The sequence below is a fragment of the Streptomyces sp. NPDC027962 genome (assembly GCF_055566095.1).
Map to the genome: position 1 here is coordinate 28987 of NZ_JBVHTA010000013.1, position 16233 is coordinate 45219.

The following is a 16233-nucleotide window of genomic DNA, read 5'->3' on the forward strand; positions in this document are numbered from 1 at the left end:
GTCAGGACGCGCGTTCCTGCTCCCGCTCCACCTGTGCGTTCCACTCCCGCTTGACCGCGCGCCACGCCTCGTCCGACTGGCCCAGCCGCCAGTACCCCGAGATCGACAGCTGCTCCCGCGGGATCCCGCGCTCCACCCGCAGCAGCCGTCGCAGGTCCTTCACGCAGGCCGCCTCCCCGTGCACGAACGCACAGACCGTTCCTTCCGGGAAGTCCAGCGCCGACACGGCCGCGACCAGCGCCTCGCCGACCGGTCGGCCGCCGCGGTGGAGCCAGGTGATCTCGATGCCGTGCGGGGCGGCGATCTTCTGCTCGTCGTCCGGGCCTTCGACCTCCACGAAGGCGTGGGCGGTCGTGCCCGTCGGCATTTGCTCCAGTGCTGCCGCGATCGCGGGCAGCGCGCTCTCGTCGCCGGCGAGCAGGTGCCAGTCCGCCTCGGGTGCCGGGGCGTAACCCCCTCCGGGGCCCAGGAACCGCATGGTCTCGCCGACCTGTGCGCGGGCCGCCCACGGGCCCGCGAGGCCCTCGTCGCCGTGGACGACGAAGTCGATGGCCAGCTCGCGGTGGACGGTGTCCCAGCTCCGCACCGTGTACGTGCGGTTCGTCGGCCACTGGTCGCGCGGGAAGTCCTCGCGGATGCGGTCCATGTCGAACGGCTCCGGATAGACGACGCCCTCGGCCGGGAAGATCAGTTTGACGTAGTGGTCCGTGAACTCGCCGAGCTCGAACGCGGCCAGTCCCTCACCGCCCAGGACCACCCGCACCATGTGAGGGGTGATCCGCTCGGTGCGCACCACCTTCGCCTCGTGGACCTTCGGTGACGTGCGGGCCGGTCGTTCCGCTCGGTCTGCCACGGTGTGCTCCCCTAGGACGATCGCTGCTTAGGCTTGCCTAAGTTAACATCCCGGCCGGGGGACGCGCCTCAGCGCTGCAGCGCGGACAGCAAGCGCACCACCGCCCCGCCCAGCCCCCACCGCTCCGCCAGCTCCTCGAGCGCGACCGGATCGCGCGGAGCGCTCGGCAGCGCGGCGTCGAAGTCGGGCAGCGCCACGTCGGCGGCGACCCTGACCACCTGCGGTGCGACGGCGACGTACGCCCTCGCCTCGTCCAGCCGCCGGCGCTGTGCGGGCGTCAGCCTGGAGGTGCGGTCGCCGACCGCCGCCATGATCCCGTCCAGGTCGCCGTACGTGGCGAGCAGCTTCGCCGCGGTCTTCTCGCCGATACCGGGCACACCGGGCAGTCCGTCGCTCGGGTCGCCGCGCAGCAGCGCCAGGTCGACGTAACCGGGGCCGTCCACGCCGTACTTCTCGCGCAGCCACGCCTCGTCCGTCGCCTGGAGCGTGCCGACGCCCTTGAGCGGATACAGCACCCGTCGCTGCCGCGCGTCGTCGACCAGCTGGAACAGGTCGCGGTCGCCGGTGACGATGTCGACGGGGCCGGTCGCCCGCGCGGTCAGGGTCCCGATGATGTCGTCCGCCTCGTAGCCGTCGGCGCCCACGCGGGCGATGCCGACCGCCGCCAGCACGGCCTCGATCACCGGGATCTGCGGAGTGAGCGTGTCGGGGACCTCCTCCTCGTCCGGGCCGAGCTCGTGCTCCTCCGCGACGCGATGCGCCTTGTAGGAGGGAATGAGGTCCACCCGCCACTGCGGACGCCAGTCGTTGTCCCAGCAGGCCACCAGGTCGTCCGGGCGGTGGTCCTGGACCAGTCGCGCGATGAAGTCGAGCAGCCCGCGCACCGCGTTGACCGGTGTGCCGTCGGGTGCCCGGACCGAGTCGGGGACTCCGTAGTAGGCGCGGAAGTAGAGGGAAGCGGTGTCGAGGAGCATCAGGCGTCGCGTCACACGCACGATGATGCCGCACCCCACCGACAGTGATCCGCGGACTGCCCTGGACGCCCTGAAGACGGCAGCCAGGGATCCGCCCCCCGCGCTCACGCGAAGGGGGCCCGCCGGGAAGGCGGGCCCACCCCTTTCCGGTGTCGGTTGCCGGCTGGTCCGCCCTCTCTTCCGGCCGGTCCGCGCCCTCGCCCGCCCCCTGCTCATGCGCTTGTCGAGTACGGGTGGGCGGATCGTGCGTATGGTGAGACAGACCCAGGGGAGGGGAGCCCGGCCCATGGACGCGAAGGACGCGAAGGACACCAAGGAGAGGGAAGAGCCTCTCCGGGTGGGAGCGGCCGTGCGCAAGCGCCGCAGGGCCCTCGGACTCACGCTTGCCGCCGTCTCGGCGCGCAGCGGCCTCTCGGTGCCCTTCCTCAGCCAGATCGAGAACGAGCGTGCCCGCCCCAGCATGCGCTCGCTCAAAGGGGTCGCCGACGCCCTCGACACCACGGCGGAGCGGCTGCTTGCGGCGTCCGACGCGGCCCGTACGGTCGATGCCGTACGAGCCGGAGAAGACGCCAGGTCCGCCGGTCCCGCAGAGGGCATCCGGGCGCTGGTGCGCGGACAGCATCAGCTGCACGCCCTAGAGTTCAGCGGCGAACAGGAGACCGGCCGCGAGTTCGAGCACCGCAACGACGAACTGCTGTACGTGGCGGACGGAGCCGTCGAGGTCGAGGCAGAGGGCCGGGCCTACCGGCTCGGTCCCGGCGACGCGCTGTTCCTGTCCGGCGGCGTACGGCACCGCTGGCGCTCCACCACTCCCGACACCCGCATCCTCGTCGTCGCGGTCTCCGACCACATCGCGACGACCCGCGACCCGCGCGGCTGAGGCGGCCGGTGCGAGTCGTCTCCCTGGTGCCTTCGCTGACCGAGGCCGTCGCCGTCACCGCCCCGGGGCTGCTCGTCGGCGTCACCGACTGGTGCACCCACCCGCCCGGCCTGGCGGCCGCACGCATCGGCGGCACGAAGAATCCCGACATCCCCGCCGTCCTGCGGCTGCGCCCCGATCTCGTGATCGCCAACGAGGAGGAGAACCGCGAGCCCGATCTCGCCGCGCTGCGCGAGGCGGGCGTCGAGGTGCTGGTCACCGAGGTACGGGGGCTCGACCAGGCGTTCCGTGAACTGGAGCGGGTGCTGGCGAACGGCTGCTCGCTCGCCCGCCCGCGCTGGCTGGACCGGGCGGAGGAGGCATGGGCAGCCGTCGAGCCGCTGCCGCAGATCAAGGCTGTCGTCCCGGTATGGCGGCGGCCGTGGATGGTGCTCGGCCGCGACACCTTCGCCGGGGACCTGCTCGCCCGGCTCGGCGTCGTCAACGTGTACGCAGGGCACGCCGAGCGCTATCCGCGCATCCCCGTGGAGGAACTGCGGGTGAGCGGTGCCCAGGCCGTCGTCATGCCCGACGAGCCGTACCGTTTCACCGCGGACGACGGGCCGGAGGCCTTCCCCGGCCTGCCCGCCGCGCTCGTCGACGGGCGGGACCTGACCTGGTACGGGCCGTCCCTCGTCGGGGCGCCCCGGGCACTCAGCGCGGCGCTGCGAGCAGCTCTCGGCGCAGCAGGCCCCGCAGGGTGAGAACCCCGGCGACCGCCCAGGCCGCCACAAGGAAGGCGTAGAGGGCGACGGCCAGCCAGTCGTACGCCACCAGACCGGTGCGGCGCGCCAGCGACTCGGCCCCGGTCACGCAGGTGCCGACCGGGAAGGTGAAGGCCCACCAGCCCATCGTGAACGGCATACCGCGTCGCACGGCCCGCAGCACCAACGCGGCGGCCAGCGCCAGCCACAGCAGGGCGAAACCCATCGCGGGCACGCCGTAGACGACGGCGAGCGCACCGAGGCCGGTCACGTAGGGCGCGCCGAGCGCGCCCGGCGCCGCGTCCGCCAGCTTGTTCACCGCGGTGGTCGACTGGCCGAGCGGGCCGAGCACGAGGAACAGGGCCGGGGTGAGCGCGAGGGGGAGCGGGCCATGGTGGACGAGGCGGGCGAACACCACCGGCAGGATCAGCAGCGTGGCCAGCAGGCTCAGGCCGAACATCGCGTAGCTCGCGAGCAGCAGCGACTCCCGCCACTGGCCCAGCGGCAGATGCGGCACCAGAAGCGGACCGAACGCCGCGGAGACCATCGGCGCGACGACGGGCAGCAGCCACACCGGCGACGCGTTGCCGGGCGTGAGCCGGTGGCGTACGACCATCAGGCAGGGCACGACGACGGCGGCCGCGAGCCCGACGGCCGTGCCGGCACCGTACAGCACGAAAGCGGCCGTCAGGGCCGGACCTTCACCGATCACGGTCCTGCCGGCGGTGAGGGTGGCCACGCCGACAGCCAGCAGCGCCATCGACAGGCACCCGTAGAAGGGCGCCACGGCCGGATCGAGCAGATGCGCCCGAGCCTGGTCCCCGTGGTGGACCCAGTGCGCGGTCCGCGCGGCCAGCACGACCGTCAGCAGCACCGCCGACAGCGCCCACACGGCGGTGCAGGCCGCACGCAGACCCGGGACCTCCACCGGCAGCGCGACCCCGGCGCTCGCGACCGCCGCCGTCCCCATCACGGTGGCGTACCAGTTCGGGCCGAGATGCCGGACGGACGGGAGCCGGGGCGGCACGGGCGGCGCGACAGCGGTGACGTGGATCCGCTCCGGGGAGCTGCGGACCGGCTCGGGGGAGCTGTGACGAGGCTGGACGGCGGTGACCATGGGCTCACGTTGGCCGAGGACCAGGGTCCCCACCAGGGACCTTCCCTCTATCACCTCATAAGCTGGTCTTATGAGCGATGAGCATCGTGTGCCGCTGACCCACCGGGTACCCGAATTGGGCGCGCTGGAACTGCTGCTCGCCGTGGCCCGCCACGGAAGCCTGGGGCGCGCCGCCCGGGAGATCGGCATCACCCAGCCCGCCGCCAGCAGCCGCATCCGCTCCATGGAACGCCAACTGGGCGTCGCCCTCGTCGACCGCTCCCCCCGTGGCTCCGAGCTGACGGAGGCGGGATCGCTGGTCACCGACTGGGCGCGGCGGATCGTGGAGGCCGCGGAGGCGTTCGACGCGGGTGCCCAGGCACTGCGGGGGCGGCGTGACTCGCGGCTGCGGGTGGCGGCGAGCATGACGATCGCCGAGTACCTCCTGCCGGGCTGGCTGATCGCCCTGCGCGCGGAACGCCCCGACACGGCGGTCTCGCTGATCGCCGGCAACTCGTCGGCGGTCGCGCAGCGGCTGCTGTCGGGCGAGGCCGACCTGGGCTTCGTCGAGGGCCTCTCCGTGCCGGAGGGCCTCGACGGCACGGTCATCGGACACGACCGGCTGTTCGTCGTCGCCGCGCCCAGCCACGCCTGGGCGCGGCGACGACGGGCGCCGGTGACGCCGGAAGAACTGGCGGGGACACCGCTCGTCCTGCGCGAGCGCGGCTCGGGTACGCGGCAGGTGCTCGACTCTGCGCTCTCCCGGTACGGAGGGCTCTCCGCTCCCCTGATGGAGCTCGCCTCCACGACGGCGGTGAAGGCGGCGGCGGTCAGCGGAGCGGGCCCCGCCGTCCTGAGCGAGCTCGCGGTCACGGAGGAGCTGTCGTCACGTCGCCTGACGCGGGTGCCGGTGGAGGGGGTCGCACTGGAGCGCGACCTGCGGGCCGTCTGGCCCCACGCCCAACGTCCGACGGGCCCGGCGCGGGACCTGCTGGGGCTGACGCGGGGGTTTTCAACTGCTGACCCTCGAAGTCGGGCAGGTGAGCGCAACCATGAGTGAGTGTCGTCGTCAGGGCGTGAATCCGACGGAATGGGCAGAAGACGCAGGGAGTGCATCCGCAGACCGCGTATCGCTGGTTCCGTGAGGGGACGTTGCCGGTACCGGCCCAGCGGGTCGGCCCGCGTGCGATTCTCGTCAATGTCAAGTCGAATGCGCCGCCGGAAGCGGTCGGCGGTCTGGGATTGTATGCCCGTGTCTCCTCGCATGATCAGAAGGCCGATCTCGAACGGCAGTTGGCACAAGGCCCGCTGTGCCGACGGCCTGGAGCACTCCACCGAGACATGGGCCCGAGCGCGCCCCACTTGTCACCGATCGTGTCCCATACGGGGTGCGTGTCGCCGGCGGCGGACCAGTAGATGGTGCAGCCCGCGAACTCCTGTCGCTTTCCGTGCCGGTCGGGGTTGTCCATCTCGATGCTGGAACTAGGGCGTGTTTCGAAAGTCCCGCCTGGCCCACGACGTCTGGCACGCACACTCGCTGCGTTGTCGGAGTCATCCAAGTACGTCCAGTACGAGGATGATCCTCCGCCTTGCGATTGCACGCACCAGACGCCGCGGGCCCCGCCCTGCGGGCGGACGACGCTACTTTCGAAACACGCCCTAGGCGACGGGGTGATCCAACCTGGCCTTCCCCTTGACGGCGGAGGTGAGCCTGGCCCCCGGGGCGTCGGGGCCGGATGCGGGCGTGACGACAGCGACAGCGGGTGTGGCGACGGTGGCTTCGGGTGCGGGCGCTGCGACCGGGGTAGCGATTGCGGCGACGACGGCGAGGACGGCGACAGCGCGCAGGGTCCACTTCAGCACGATGAGGCTCCGATCTGGACGTGTGACGGTGTGCGCCTCGATCGTCGCCACCGATCCGGTGTCCGGGGATCGTCCGAACGTCGCGACCGTATCCCCCACACGGGGGAGGTGGGCGGCCTCAGGGGGTTGCAGTTGTTTGCCGGGAAGCGTGTACGGGTGCGGTTGCACTCGTGGGATGGTCGGTTTTCGGGCTTGCCGGGTCCTGGGCCGTCCGGGCAACGTGGTCGTGCGATCTGGGCCGCCGGGTACGGTGCCGGTGAGCGGGGCCCCTGCTCCACCGGAGTGATGGTTCAGGGCCTCCCCGTCACCTCTGGCCGTGTCCAGCTGGACAGGTCGTGCAGGGAACCGGCCTCCCGGGCCCGGACCGCGCACAGGATGCGTGTCGCCGCCCCGGGGTCGAGTACGCCGGGGACCAGTGCGCCCAAGACCGTTCGGGGCGTGCGGCCGAGCGGATTCACTCCCGCTCAGTCCAAAGGAACGGTGCCTCCCGTCCTCGTGAACATCGACCCTGGACAGATCGGGCCGCCTCCCGAATTCGTCAACTGCGGCCGTCGGGCCTCGAAGTCCGCCGAGTGGCCGGACGGCCCAATCTGCCGAACCTGCTACGAACGTGCGGGCCCGGGGCACCGAGCCTCGAGGCACCAAGGCACCGGGCTCCGCCGGGGCCGGGCGGACCCCGGAGCGGGGGCAGGCTTACCCGCCCGCAGGCGGAGCCCGGGTCGGGGCACCTGCCCGCCCGCCGCCCGGACTACGCTGCCGCCGCGCGTACCAGTGCCGACAGGACCCGCGTGTCCGAGCCCATCTCCGGGTGCCACTGCACGCCCAGCACCCACCCCTCCGCGCCCGGCCGCTCGATCGCCTCCACCGTCCCGTCCTCCGCGTACGCGCTCGGCGTGAGGCCCTCGCCCAGGCGGTCCACGGACTGGTGGTGGTAGGTCGGGACGGGGGAGTCCTCCGCGACGATCGAGCCGTAGAGCGTGCCGGGGACCGGCTTCACCGGGTGCTCGCCGAAGACTCCGACGCCGACGACATGCCCGTCGAGGTGCTGCACCAGCGTCCCGCCAAAGGCGACGTTCAACAGCTGCATGCCGCGGCAGATGCCGAGCAGTGGCGTCCCCGACGCCGACGCGGCCCGGATCAGGGCCAGTTCCCAGGCGTCGCGTTCCGGTGCCGGCGGGCCGGTGCGCGGCGAGCGCGGTTCCCCGTACCGCGCCGGGTCGACGTCCGGCCCGCCCGCGACCACGAGGCCGTCGAGGCGGGCCACCACCGCTTCGGCCAGCGACGGATCGTCCGGGGGCAGCATCGCGGCGAGCCCGCCCGCCGCCTGGACGAGGCGCGGATAGCCTGCGGGCAGCAGCGCGGCGGGCAGCTCCCACACGCCCCACCGGGCGGATGTCTCCCAGTAGGTGCTCACCCCGATGAGCGGCATCGACACGATGACGCCTCCGTTCAGTTCGGTTCAGTTTCGTTCCAGCTCGGCCTCGGCCGCCGCGAGCGCCGCGAACTCCTCCTCCGGTGCCCGTGCCACCAGATGGTGTCGGCTGTAGAGCGCGAAGTAGGCGAGGGCCACGGCGTACACGCCGAGCGCCGTGAACGCCGCGTCCTTGTCCACGAGGAATGTCGCCACCAGCGCCGACAGCGCGAGCACGAAGGCGACCGACGAAGTGGCCACCCCGCCGGGCGTGCGGTAGGGGCGCGGGAGTTCCGGCTCGCGGCGACGCAGCACGATGTGGGAGAGCGCCATCAGCGCGTAGCTGATGGTCGCGCCGAAGACGGCGATGTTCAGCATGCGCGCGCCGTTGCCCGTGCCGGCCGCCAGCGCGAAGCCGAGCGCGCCGGGGATCAGCAGCCCCAGGTAGGGCGATTTGCGGCGGCTCGTCAGCGACAGGAAGCGTGGCAGATAGCCGGCGCGGGAGAGGGCGAAGAGCTGCCGGGAGCCCGCGTAGATGAGCGAGAAGAAGGAGGCGACGAGTCCGGCGAGGCCGGCGTAGTTCACGAACCGGCTGAGCGGGGTCGGTTCGCCGTCGCCCTGCAGGGCGACGACCAGTGGGTTGCCGGCTTCCTGGATAGCGGCGGACCCGCGGGCGCCGCTCGCTGCGAAGAAGGTCAGCAGGGCCAGGAGGGCCAGGATGCCCATGGAGATCGCCAGCGCCTTCGGCAGGGAACGCACGGGGTCCTTGGCCTCTTCCGCCGCCAGCGGTACGCCCTCGACGCCGAGGAAGAACCACATGCCGAACGGGAACGCCGCCCAGATGCCCAGCAGACCGAACGGCAGCCACGAGCTCGCGCCGAACGCCTCGGTGTCGACGGGGATGTCGTCGAGGCCGCCGGCGTGGAAGTCGGTGAACGCGCCCACCGCGAAGATCAGCAGCGCCGCGACCGCGATCGCCGTCACCACCAGGCTGAAGCGCAAGGCCTCGCCCACGCCCCACAGATGGATGCCGATGAAGATCACGAAGCAGGCGAGGTAGACGGGCCACCCCGATTCCAGGCCGAAGAGCCCGAGGGATTCGACGTAGTCGCCGATGAAGATGGCGATCGCGGCGGGCGCGAGGATGTACTCGATGAGGATCGCGGTGCCGGTGAGGAAGCCGCCCCAGGTGCCGAGCGCGCGGCGGGCGAAGCCGTAGCCGCCGCCCGCGGTGGGCAGGATCGCAGACAGTTCGGCGAGGGCGAAGACCAGGCAGGCGTACATCGCGCCCATCAGCAGCGCGGCGATCGCGAGTCCGCCGAATCCGCCCTTGGCGAGTCCGATGTTCCAGCCGGAGAAGTCTCCGGAGACGACGTATGCGACGCCGAGGCCGGTCAGCAGCAGCCACCCCGCGCTGCCCCTGCGCAGTGTGCGCCGGTGCAGATAGGCGTCGTCGTCCGGCAAGGCGGACCTGGGCTCGACCGGCGATTGGGTGCGTGGGGTGGTGCCTTCGGCCATGAGTCGCTCCTGGCAGTCAAAGGTCCGGCGTTCAGGGTCTTGCAGGCACAGGTCCTGCAGGCACAGGCCCTGCAGATACAGGTCCTGCAAGTTCAAAGGTTTGCGCGAACACCTTTGCGTCAGCCGTGGCGCGGGCGCAAGCCCTGTGCGTAAAGCCGGGGTTACGGATCGGTCGCGGCCGCCTCGCGGCAGAAGGGACCCGGCAGTCTCAGGGCAGGAACCCCCGCAGCAGCGCCGCCGTCCCCTCGCAGTGCTCCCGCATCACCTCGCGCGCCGCGTCCGGGTCGCCGTCCAGTACCGCCTCCACCAGCGCTGTGTGCTGGTGCTGAGAGTGCTCCAGGTTCCGCACCAGCAGCGGAATGCAGTCCAGCAGGTCGTTCAGCGTGGCCCGAACCGCCGCGTACTGCGCGGTGAGCGAGGGGGAGCCGGAGAGTTCGGCCAGGGTCAGGTGCAGCAGCGTGTCCTGCCTGCGGTACTCGGCCAGTGGCGCATCGTGCGTGGCCGCCAGTGCCGTACGCAGCCGCCGTGCCCCCTCTTCGGCCAGGCCGTGCGCCGCGCACAGTCCCGCGGCTCCCACCTCCAGTACCTCGCGGAAGCGCAGGGTGTCCTCCACGTCCACGTCTGCGACGCGCCGGCGAAGTTCCTCCTCGCCGTGGCTGTCGGGGCGGTGCAGCACGAACGTTCCGCCGTAGCGGCCGCGCCGGCTCTCGACCAGGCCCTGGTCGGTGAGGACTTTGAGCACCTCGCGGAGGGTGACCCGGCTGATGCCCATGCGCTCGGCCAGCTCCCGCTCCGCGGGCAGCCGTCCGCCGCCGGGGACCAGGCCGAGCCGCAGCAGCTGGAGGATCTGCTCGAGCGCCTCCTCGAAGCCGTTGCCCGCGTGTACGGGCCGCAGCACCGGCGTCAGCCGGTCGCTCGCGTCGCCCGCCGCCCCACATGTCTTCGCCACCTCGCCGTTTCCCCTTCCCAAGCAATGGTCTTCACCCATACCTTATGACTCCCGGCTGATCCGAGAGAAAGGCCCTGGCCCCGTGGCAGACCGCACACCCCCGCTTCCCCTCGAGGAACTCCGCGTCCTCGTCGCGAGCGGCGAGATCGACACCGTCGTCCTGGCCTTCCCTGATATGCAGGGACGCCTCCAGGGCAAGCGGTTCGCCGCCCCCTTCTTCCTCGAAGAGGTCTCCGAGCACGGCACCGAGGGCTGCAACTACCTGCTCGCCGTCGACACCGAGATGAACACGGTCGACGGATACGAGATGTCCTCCTGGGAGCGCGGCTACGGCGACTTCGCCATGCACCCGGATCTCACCACGCTGCGCCGAGTCCCCTGGAACGAGGGCACCGCGCTGCTCGTCGCCGACCTCGCGTGGAACGACGGCTCGCCCGTCGTGGCCGCCCCCCGTCAGATCCTCCGCCGCCAGCTCGAGCGCCTGGCCGAGCACGGCTACACGGCGCACATCGGGACCGAGCTCGAGTTCATCGTCTTCAAGGACACCTACGAGCAGGCCTGGGACAGCGGCTACCGCGGCCTCACCCCCGCCAACCAGTACAACATCGACTACTCGGTCCTCGGCACCGGCCGGATCGAGCCCCTGCTGCGCCGCATCCGCAACGAGATGGCCGCGGCGGGAATGACCGTCGAGTCCGCGAAGGGCGAGTGCAACCCCGGCCAGCACGAGATCGCCTTCAAGTACGACGAGGCGCTCGTCACCTGCGACCAGCACTCCGTCTACAAGACCGGCGCGAAGGAGATCGCCTCCCAGGAAGGCCTCTCGCTCACCTTCATGGCCAAGTACAACGAGCGGGAGGGCAACTCCTGCCACATCCACCTCTCCCTCCAGGACGCCGACGGCCGCAACGTGATGGCCGGAGACGGCCCCGGCGGGATGTCGCCCGTCATGCGCCACTTCCTGGCCGGCCAACTCGTCGCACTCCGAGACTTCTCCCTGCTGTACGCGCCGAACATCAACTCCTACAAGCGTTTCCAGCCAGGTTCCTTCGCGCCGACCGCCGTGGCCTGGGGCTACGACAACCGCACGTGCTCCCTCCGCGTCGTCGGCCACGGCCGTTCGATGCGTTTCGAGAACCGCCTCCCGGGCGGCGACGTCAATCCGTACCTCGCCGTCGCGGGGCTGGTGGCCGCCGGCCTGTACGGCATCGAGCAGCGCCTGGAACTGCCGGACGCCTGCACGGGGAACGCCTACTCGGCCGACTACGAGCACGTCCCCACCACCCTGCGCGAGGCCGCGGAGCTCTGGGAGAACAGCCCTGTCGCCAAGGCCGCCTTCGGCGACGAGGTCGTCGCCCACTACCGAAACATGGCGCGTGTCGAACTCGAAGCCTTCGACGCCGCGGTGACCGACTGGGAGCTCCGCCGCTCCTTCGAACGCATGTGAGGCCTCCTTGACCGCCCCGCACCACGTACTGAACCCCGCCACCGAAGAGATCATACGGACCGTCCCCGCGACGACGACCGCCGAAGTCGACGCCGCCGTCACCCGCGCCGCAAAGGCCCAGCGCGGGTGGGCGGCAGCGGCACCCGCCGACCGGGCCAGGCTGCTGCGCCGCTTCGCCGCCGTCGTCGACGACCACATCGAGGAACTGGCCCGGCTGGAGGTCCTCGAGGCAGGGCACACCATCGGCAACGCCCGATGGGAGGCGAGCAACGTCCGCGACCTGCTCGACTACGCCGCCGGGGGAGTGGAACGCCTGAATGGCCGTCAGATCCCCGTGGCTGGGGGACTCGACATCACGGTCCTCGAACCGCTCGGTGTCGTCGGCGTGATCGCGCCCTGGAACTTCCCCATGCCGATCGCGGCCTGGGGCACCGCCCCGGCCCTGGCCGCCGGCAACGCCGTCCTCCTCAAGCCCGCGGAGACCACACCGCTCACCGCCCTGCGGTTGGCCGAACTCGCCCTGGAAGCCGGTCTTCCGGAGCATCTCTTCCAGGTGCTCCCCGGCGCGGGCGCAGTGGCAGGCGACGCGCTGGTCCAGCACCCCGGCGTGGCGAAGATCGTCTTCACCGGCTCCACCCGGGTCGGCAAGAGCATCATGGCCAAGTGCGCCGACCGCGTGAAGCGGGTGACCCTCGAACTCGGCGGCAAGAGCCCGAACATCGTCTTCGCCGATTCCGACCTCGACGCCGCTGTGGCCGCCACGCCCATGTCGTTCCTCGACAACAGTGGCCAGGACTGCTGCGCGCGGACCCGGATCCTGGTGCAGGCGTCGGTCTACGACCGCTTCCTCGATCTGCTCGCCCCCGCGATCGAGTCGATCGTCGTCGGCGACCCCGGTGACGAGAAGACGCAGATGGGGCCGCTGATCTCCGGTGCCCAGCTGGAGCGGGTGCGCGGCTACGTCCCCGACGACGCCAAGGCGATCCGCGGCACGGCCCCCGACGGGCCCGGCTTCTGGTTCCCGCCGACGGTCCTCACCGACATCGCGCCCGACGCGCCCGCCGCACGCGAAGAGGTCTTCGGACCCGTCGCCGTCGTCCTCCCCTTCGAGGACGAAAAGGACGCGGTACGGCTCGCCAACGCCACCGAGTACGGACTCTCCGGCTCGATCTGGACCCGTGACGTCGGCCGCGCCCTGCGTGTCTCCGGTGCCGTCAGGGCGGGCAACCTGTCCGTCAACTCCCACTCCAGCGTCCGCTACTGGACCCCGTTCGGCGGCTACAAGCAGTCCGGCCTCGGACGCGAGCTGGGCCCCGACGCACTGACCGCTTTCACCGAGACCAAGAACGTCTTCATCAGCACGGAGGCCTGAACCACCATGACCGAGACCCCTGTGTGCCGCCGTCTTGCCGGCCGTACCGCAGTCATCACCGGCGCCGGCAGCGGCATCGGCCTCGCCGCCGCGCGCCGCCTCGCCGCGGAGGGCGCGAACGTCGTCTGCGGCGACATCGACGAGACCGCTGGCAAGGCAGCGGCCGACGAGGTCGGCGGCACGTTCGTACGCGTCGACGTCACGGACCCCGAGCAGGTCGAGGCGCTGTTCAAGGCCGCGTACGACACCTACGGCAGCGTCGATGTCGCCTTCAACAACGCCGGTATCTCGCCGCCCGACGACGACTCGATCCTCACCACCGGCCTGGACGCATGGAAGCGGGTCCAGGAGGTCAACCTCACCTCCGTCTATCTGTGCTGCAAGGCAGCCATCCCCTACATGCAGCGCCAGGGACGTGGCTCCATCATCAACACCGCCTCCTTCGTGGCGATCATGGGCGCCGCCACCTCCCAGATCTCGTACACCGCCTCCAAGGGCGGGGTGCTCGCCATGTCGCGCGAACTCGGCGTGCAGTTCGCGCGCGAGGGCATCCGGGTCAACGCCCTGTGCCCCGGCCCCGTCAACACCCCTCTGCTGCAGGAGCTGTTCGCCAAGGACCCGGAGCGGGCCGCACGGCGTCTGGTGCACATCCCCGCAGGGCGCTTCGCGGAGGCCGACGAGATCGCCGCCGCCGTCGCCTTCCTCGCCAGCGACGACTCGTCCTTCGTCAACGCGACGGACTTCCTGGTCGACGGCGGGATCTCCGGGGCGTACGTCACCCCTCTGTAGACCGGCCCCGGGCCGCCCATAAGGTTGCAGGATGAGCATGACGACCCCTCCCCCTACGCCTGGCGGCGCGGGGGGACCCCCAGGCTGGTATCCGGACCCCAACGCGCCCCACACCGAGCGCTGGTGGGACGGTACGGCCTGGACCGCGCACTCCCGCGCGGCCCAGGCCGCGGCCGGTGCGCCGGGGCAGGGGCCGTACGGGCCGGAGCAGTCGTACGGCCCCGGTCACGCGCAGCCGCAGGTCGTGCCCCCGCAGGTCGCGGGCGGCGGCAAGCGGCGACTGCTGGCGATGGCCACCGCGGGCGTGGTGCTCGTCGCGGCCATCGCTGCCGGTGCCGTACTCCTCGGCAGGGACGACGAGGGCGTCCCGCCTGAGGCCGCCCCGAGCAGCAGCGGGCAGCCGGCCTCCTCGAGCGCGGACCCGAGTGCGAGCGCAAGTCCCTCGCCCACAGCGGCGGAGGACGCGACCGACCTTGATGACCAGCTCAACGGCATCACCATCCCCGTCCCCGACGGCTGGGTCCGGGCGAACACCTCCCTCGAGCCGGGCGCGACCATGTACACGGACGACACCTACGACTGCCCCGGCGGCGGCTCTGCCCGCTGTCGGCAGGCCCGTGTGTCCTCCCTGTCGGCGAACGTCCAGTCGGCGGACACCACCGCCGAGGACCTGGCCGAGAAGGACATCGAAAAGGCCGCGGAGGACATCTACGGCGAGGACAGGTTCGGCGCCCGCCCTCATGGCGGCATCGCGTCCCACAAGGTCCTCAAGTCGCAGAACTTCGCCGTCGCGGGCAAGGCCGGCTATCTGGTGCGCTGGCGCGTGACAACAGGAGAGGGCCCGGGCGGATACGTGCAGACGATCGCCTTCCCCTCGCCGGTCGGGACCGGCTCGCTGATGGTCGTCCGCTTCGCCTTCGACGCGGCCCCGTCGGCGCCCGGCCTCGACCTGATGGACAAGATCGCGGCGAGCATCCGCCCCATCGGCGACGCCACCGGTGGCGGCGTCGGCAGCAGCATCGGCCCCGGCTGACGGCCGCTGTCGGTCCTTCCGCGGCTCGACGCCGCTGCGGACCCCGGTCCTGGGCGAGCGTCCGGTAGAGCGGGGCAGCGCTCAGAGGAAGGTGCGGCCCTCGCCCCGATACGTCGGAGCCGCCCCCGTCACCCTGTCCCCCTCGACGAGGTGCAGGGTGTCGAAACGCTCGCACAACTCCCCTGCCTTGGCGTGCCGGAACCACACCTTGTCGCCGATCAGCAGATCGTCGGCGGGCGCGCCGATCAGGGGAGTCTGCACCTCGCCCGCCCCCTCCTGCGGGTCGTAGCACAGCCCCTCCGGCAGATACGGGACCGGCAGCCGGTCCCGGCCCGCGGCACCGGAGGCCGGATAGCCGCCGCCGAGTACCGTCACCGTGCCCACCCCCGGGCGGCGCACCACCGGCTGGGCGAACAGCGCGGCCGGGCGGCCCGCGAACGACGTGTAGTTGTCGAACAGCCGCGGCACGTACAGACCCGAGCCCGCCGCGATCTCCGTCACCGCGTCCTCCGCGGCCGTGTGCTGCACGCTGCCGGTGCCGCCGCCGTTGACGAACTCCAGATCCGGCTCCACCGCTCGCACCGCACGCACGACCGCCGCCCGGCGGGCGGCGAGCTCGTTGCGTGCGGCGCGCTGCATCAGCCGCACCGCAAGCGAACGCACCGGCGAGCCGGCCACGGAGTCGCCCACACCGGCGACATGGCCCTCGTATGCCATCAGGCCCACCAGGCGGAAACCCGGCCGGCGCGCGATCGACCTCGCCAGCTCGGCGAGCTGGGCGGGCTCACGCAGCGGAGAGCGCCGGGCGCCGATCCGCACACGGCCGCCCAACAGATGGAGGGCGGTGTCCATTTCGAGACAGATCCGGATCTCCTCGTGGCCGCCGGCGCGGGCACGTTCGATGAGCTCGAGCTGTGCCAGGTCGTCGACCATGACCGTCACGGCGGCGGCGAGTTTCGGATCGTCCGCGAGCTCCCCGAAGCCGGCGCGGTCCGCGGACGGATAGGCGAGCAGCACGTCGTCGAACCCGGCCCGGGCCAGCCAGATCGACTCGCCCAGGGTGAACGACATGATCCCCGCGAACCCGTCCATGGCCAGCACCCGCTCCAACAGCGCCCGGCAGCGCACCGACTTGCTGGCCACCCTGACGGGCTTGCCGCCGGCCCTGCGCACCAGATCCCCGGCGTTGGCGTCGAAGGCCTCCAGATCGACGATCGCGAGCGGCGCGTCGAGGTGGGCGGTGGCCCTGTCGTAGCGGGCCCGGTCAGCGGCACGGGGAGTCATGGCCCGAGCTTGCCAGACATG

The 16233-nt window shown here is 71.8% G+C and carries 16 protein-coding genes and 1 pseudogene; 8 read left to right on the plus strand and 9 right to left on the minus strand.

Annotation, left to right across the window (positions count from 1 at the left end; genetic code table 11):
* Nucleotide 1: 1 nt before the first annotated feature.
* The gene (locus tag ACZ4SA_RS14765; protein ID WP_468273966.1) at nucleotides 2-853 is read right to left on the minus strand and encodes a siderophore-interacting protein; all 852 of its coding nucleotides are present in this window, start codon (nucleotides 851-853) and stop codon (nucleotides 2-4) included.
* A 68-nt stretch (nucleotides 854-921) separates the two neighbouring features.
* Nucleotides 922-1827, minus strand: a complete 906-nt coding sequence (locus tag ACZ4SA_RS14770; RefSeq protein ID WP_468274258.1) for a 5'-3' exonuclease — start codon at nucleotides 1825-1827, stop codon at nucleotides 922-924.
* Between the two features lie 286 nt (nucleotides 1828-2113).
* On the opposite strand from ACZ4SA_RS14770, the gene ACZ4SA_RS14775 reads away from it, so the two are divergent.
* Both ACZ4SA_RS14775 and ACZ4SA_RS14780 read left to right on the plus strand, forming a co-directional pair.
* Complete coding sequence (locus ACZ4SA_RS14775; RefSeq protein WP_468273968.1) at nucleotides 2114-2707, plus strand: helix-turn-helix domain-containing protein; 594 nt, start codon at nucleotides 2114-2116, stop codon at nucleotides 2705-2707.
* 8 nt (nucleotides 2708-2715) lie between these two features.
* Nucleotides 2716-3450 carry a helical backbone metal receptor gene (locus ACZ4SA_RS14780; protein ID WP_468273970.1) on the plus strand — a complete coding sequence of 245 codons (735 nt, stop codon included), beginning with the start codon at nucleotides 2716-2718 and terminating at the stop codon, nucleotides 3448-3450.
* Here ACZ4SA_RS14780 and ACZ4SA_RS14785 read toward each other — a convergent pair.
* On the minus strand, nucleotides 3401-4567 hold the full coding sequence (locus ACZ4SA_RS14785) for a TDT family transporter (protein ID WP_468274261.1): 1167 nt from the start codon (nucleotides 4565-4567) through the stop codon (nucleotides 3401-3403). The genes ACZ4SA_RS14780 and ACZ4SA_RS14785 overlap by 50 nt on opposite strands.
* A 70-nt stretch (nucleotides 4568-4637) precedes the next feature.
* Between ACZ4SA_RS14785 and ACZ4SA_RS14790 the strand changes: the two genes are divergently transcribed.
* Nucleotides 4638-5606 (plus strand): LysR family transcriptional regulator, encoded by a 969-nt coding sequence (locus tag ACZ4SA_RS14790; protein WP_468273972.1) that lies wholly within the window; start codon nucleotides 4638-4640, stop codon nucleotides 5604-5606.
* Between the two features lie 20 nt (nucleotides 5607-5626).
* A pseudogene (locus ACZ4SA_RS14795) lies at nucleotides 5627-5848 on the plus strand (IS607 family transposase); the annotation flags it as partial.
* On the opposite strand, the gene ACZ4SA_RS14800 reads toward ACZ4SA_RS14795, so the two are convergent.
* The 5 genes from ACZ4SA_RS14800 to ACZ4SA_RS14820 form a co-directional block, all read right to left on the minus strand.
* Nucleotides 5815-6015, minus strand: a complete 201-nt coding sequence (locus tag ACZ4SA_RS14800) for a hypothetical protein (protein ID WP_468273975.1) — start codon at nucleotides 6013-6015, stop codon at nucleotides 5815-5817. The pseudogene ACZ4SA_RS14795 and the gene ACZ4SA_RS14800 sit on opposite strands and share 34 nt — an antisense overlap.
* Before the next feature lie 190 nt (nucleotides 6016-6205).
* Nucleotides 6206-6460: a hypothetical protein gene (locus ACZ4SA_RS14805; RefSeq protein ID WP_468273978.1), complete on the minus strand. Its 255-nt coding sequence runs from the start codon at nucleotides 6458-6460 to the stop codon at nucleotides 6206-6208.
* Between the two features lie 697 nt (nucleotides 6461-7157).
* A complete protein-coding gene (locus ACZ4SA_RS14810) occupies nucleotides 7158-7838 on the minus strand; it encodes a gamma-glutamyl-gamma-aminobutyrate hydrolase family protein (RefSeq protein ID WP_468274264.1) in 681 nt (226 codons plus the stop codon).
* 30 nt (nucleotides 7839-7868) lie between these two features.
* Entirely contained in the window at nucleotides 7869-9338 is a 1470-nt protein-coding gene (gene eat, locus ACZ4SA_RS14815; RefSeq protein ID WP_468273980.1) for an ethanolamine permease, read from the minus strand.
* 208 nt (nucleotides 9339-9546) lie between these two features.
* Nucleotides 9547-10326, minus strand: a complete 780-nt coding sequence (locus tag ACZ4SA_RS14820) for a FadR/GntR family transcriptional regulator (protein WP_468273982.1) — start codon at nucleotides 10324-10326, stop codon at nucleotides 9547-9549.
* Between the two features lie 43 nt (nucleotides 10327-10369).
* Between ACZ4SA_RS14820 and ACZ4SA_RS14825 the strand changes: the two genes are divergently transcribed.
* The 4 genes from ACZ4SA_RS14825 to ACZ4SA_RS14840 are packed head-to-tail and all read left to right on the plus strand — an operon-like array spanning nucleotide 10370 to nucleotide 14928.
* Nucleotides 10370-11734: a glutamine synthetase family protein gene (locus ACZ4SA_RS14825; RefSeq protein ID WP_468273984.1), complete on the plus strand. Its 1365-nt coding sequence runs from the start codon at nucleotides 10370-10372 to the stop codon at nucleotides 11732-11734.
* Between the two features lie 7 nt (nucleotides 11735-11741).
* The gene (locus ACZ4SA_RS14830; protein WP_468273986.1) at nucleotides 11742-13106 is read left to right on the plus strand and encodes an aldehyde dehydrogenase family protein; all 1365 of its coding nucleotides are present in this window, start codon (nucleotides 11742-11744) and stop codon (nucleotides 13104-13106) included.
* Nucleotides 13107-13112: 6 nt separating this feature from the next.
* Nucleotides 13113-13895, plus strand: a complete 783-nt coding sequence (locus tag ACZ4SA_RS14835) for a 3-oxoacyl-ACP reductase (protein ID WP_403871033.1) — start codon at nucleotides 13113-13115, stop codon at nucleotides 13893-13895.
* Nucleotides 13896-13926: 31 nt separating this feature from the next.
* Complete coding sequence (locus ACZ4SA_RS14840; protein WP_468273988.1) at nucleotides 13927-14928, plus strand: DUF2510 domain-containing protein; 1002 nt, start codon at nucleotides 13927-13929, stop codon at nucleotides 14926-14928.
* 81 nt (nucleotides 14929-15009) lie between these two features.
* Here ACZ4SA_RS14840 and ACZ4SA_RS14845 read toward each other — a convergent pair whose 3' ends face one another.
* Nucleotides 15010-16212, minus strand: a complete 1203-nt coding sequence (locus ACZ4SA_RS14845; protein WP_468273991.1) for an amino acid deaminase/aldolase — start codon at nucleotides 16210-16212, stop codon at nucleotides 15010-15012.
* Nucleotides 16213-16233: the final 21 nt, after the last annotated feature.

Coding starts and splice junctions, on each gene's coding strand:
- ACZ4SA_RS14785 (WP_468274261.1), bottom strand. CDS start 4,567: ATGGTCACCGCCGTCCAGCCTCGTCACAGCTCCCCCGAGCCGGTCCGC.
- ACZ4SA_RS14800 (WP_468273975.1), bottom strand. CDS start 6,015: ATGGACAACCCCGACCGGCACGGAAAGCGACAGGAGTTCGCGGGCTGC.
- ACZ4SA_RS14770 (WP_468274258.1), bottom strand. CDS start 1,827: ATGCTCCTCGACACCGCTTCCCTCTACTTCCGCGCCTACTACGGAGTC.
- ACZ4SA_RS14790 (WP_468273972.1), top strand. CDS start 4,638: ATGAGCGATGAGCATCGTGTGCCGCTGACCCACCGGGTACCCGAATTG.
- ACZ4SA_RS14775 (WP_468273968.1), top strand. CDS start 2,114: ATGGACGCGAAGGACGCGAAGGACACCAAGGAGAGGGAAGAGCCTCTC.
- ACZ4SA_RS14810 (WP_468274264.1), bottom strand. CDS start 7,838: ATGCCGCTCATCGGGGTGAGCACCTACTGGGAGACATCCGCCCGGTGG.
- eat (WP_468273980.1), bottom strand. CDS start 9,338: ATGGCCGAAGGCACCACCCCACGCACCCAATCGCCGGTCGAGCCCAGG.
- ACZ4SA_RS14840 (WP_468273988.1), top strand. CDS start 13,927: ATGAGCATGACGACCCCTCCCCCTACGCCTGGCGGCGCGGGGGGACCC.
- ACZ4SA_RS14845 (WP_468273991.1), bottom strand. CDS start 16,212: ATGACTCCCCGTGCCGCTGACCGGGCCCGCTACGACAGGGCCACCGCC.
- ACZ4SA_RS14820 (WP_468273982.1), bottom strand. CDS start 10,326: ATGGGTGAAGACCATTGCTTGGGAAGGGGAAACGGCGAGGTGGCGAAG.
- ACZ4SA_RS14835 (WP_403871033.1), top strand. CDS start 13,113: ATGACCGAGACCCCTGTGTGCCGCCGTCTTGCCGGCCGTACCGCAGTC.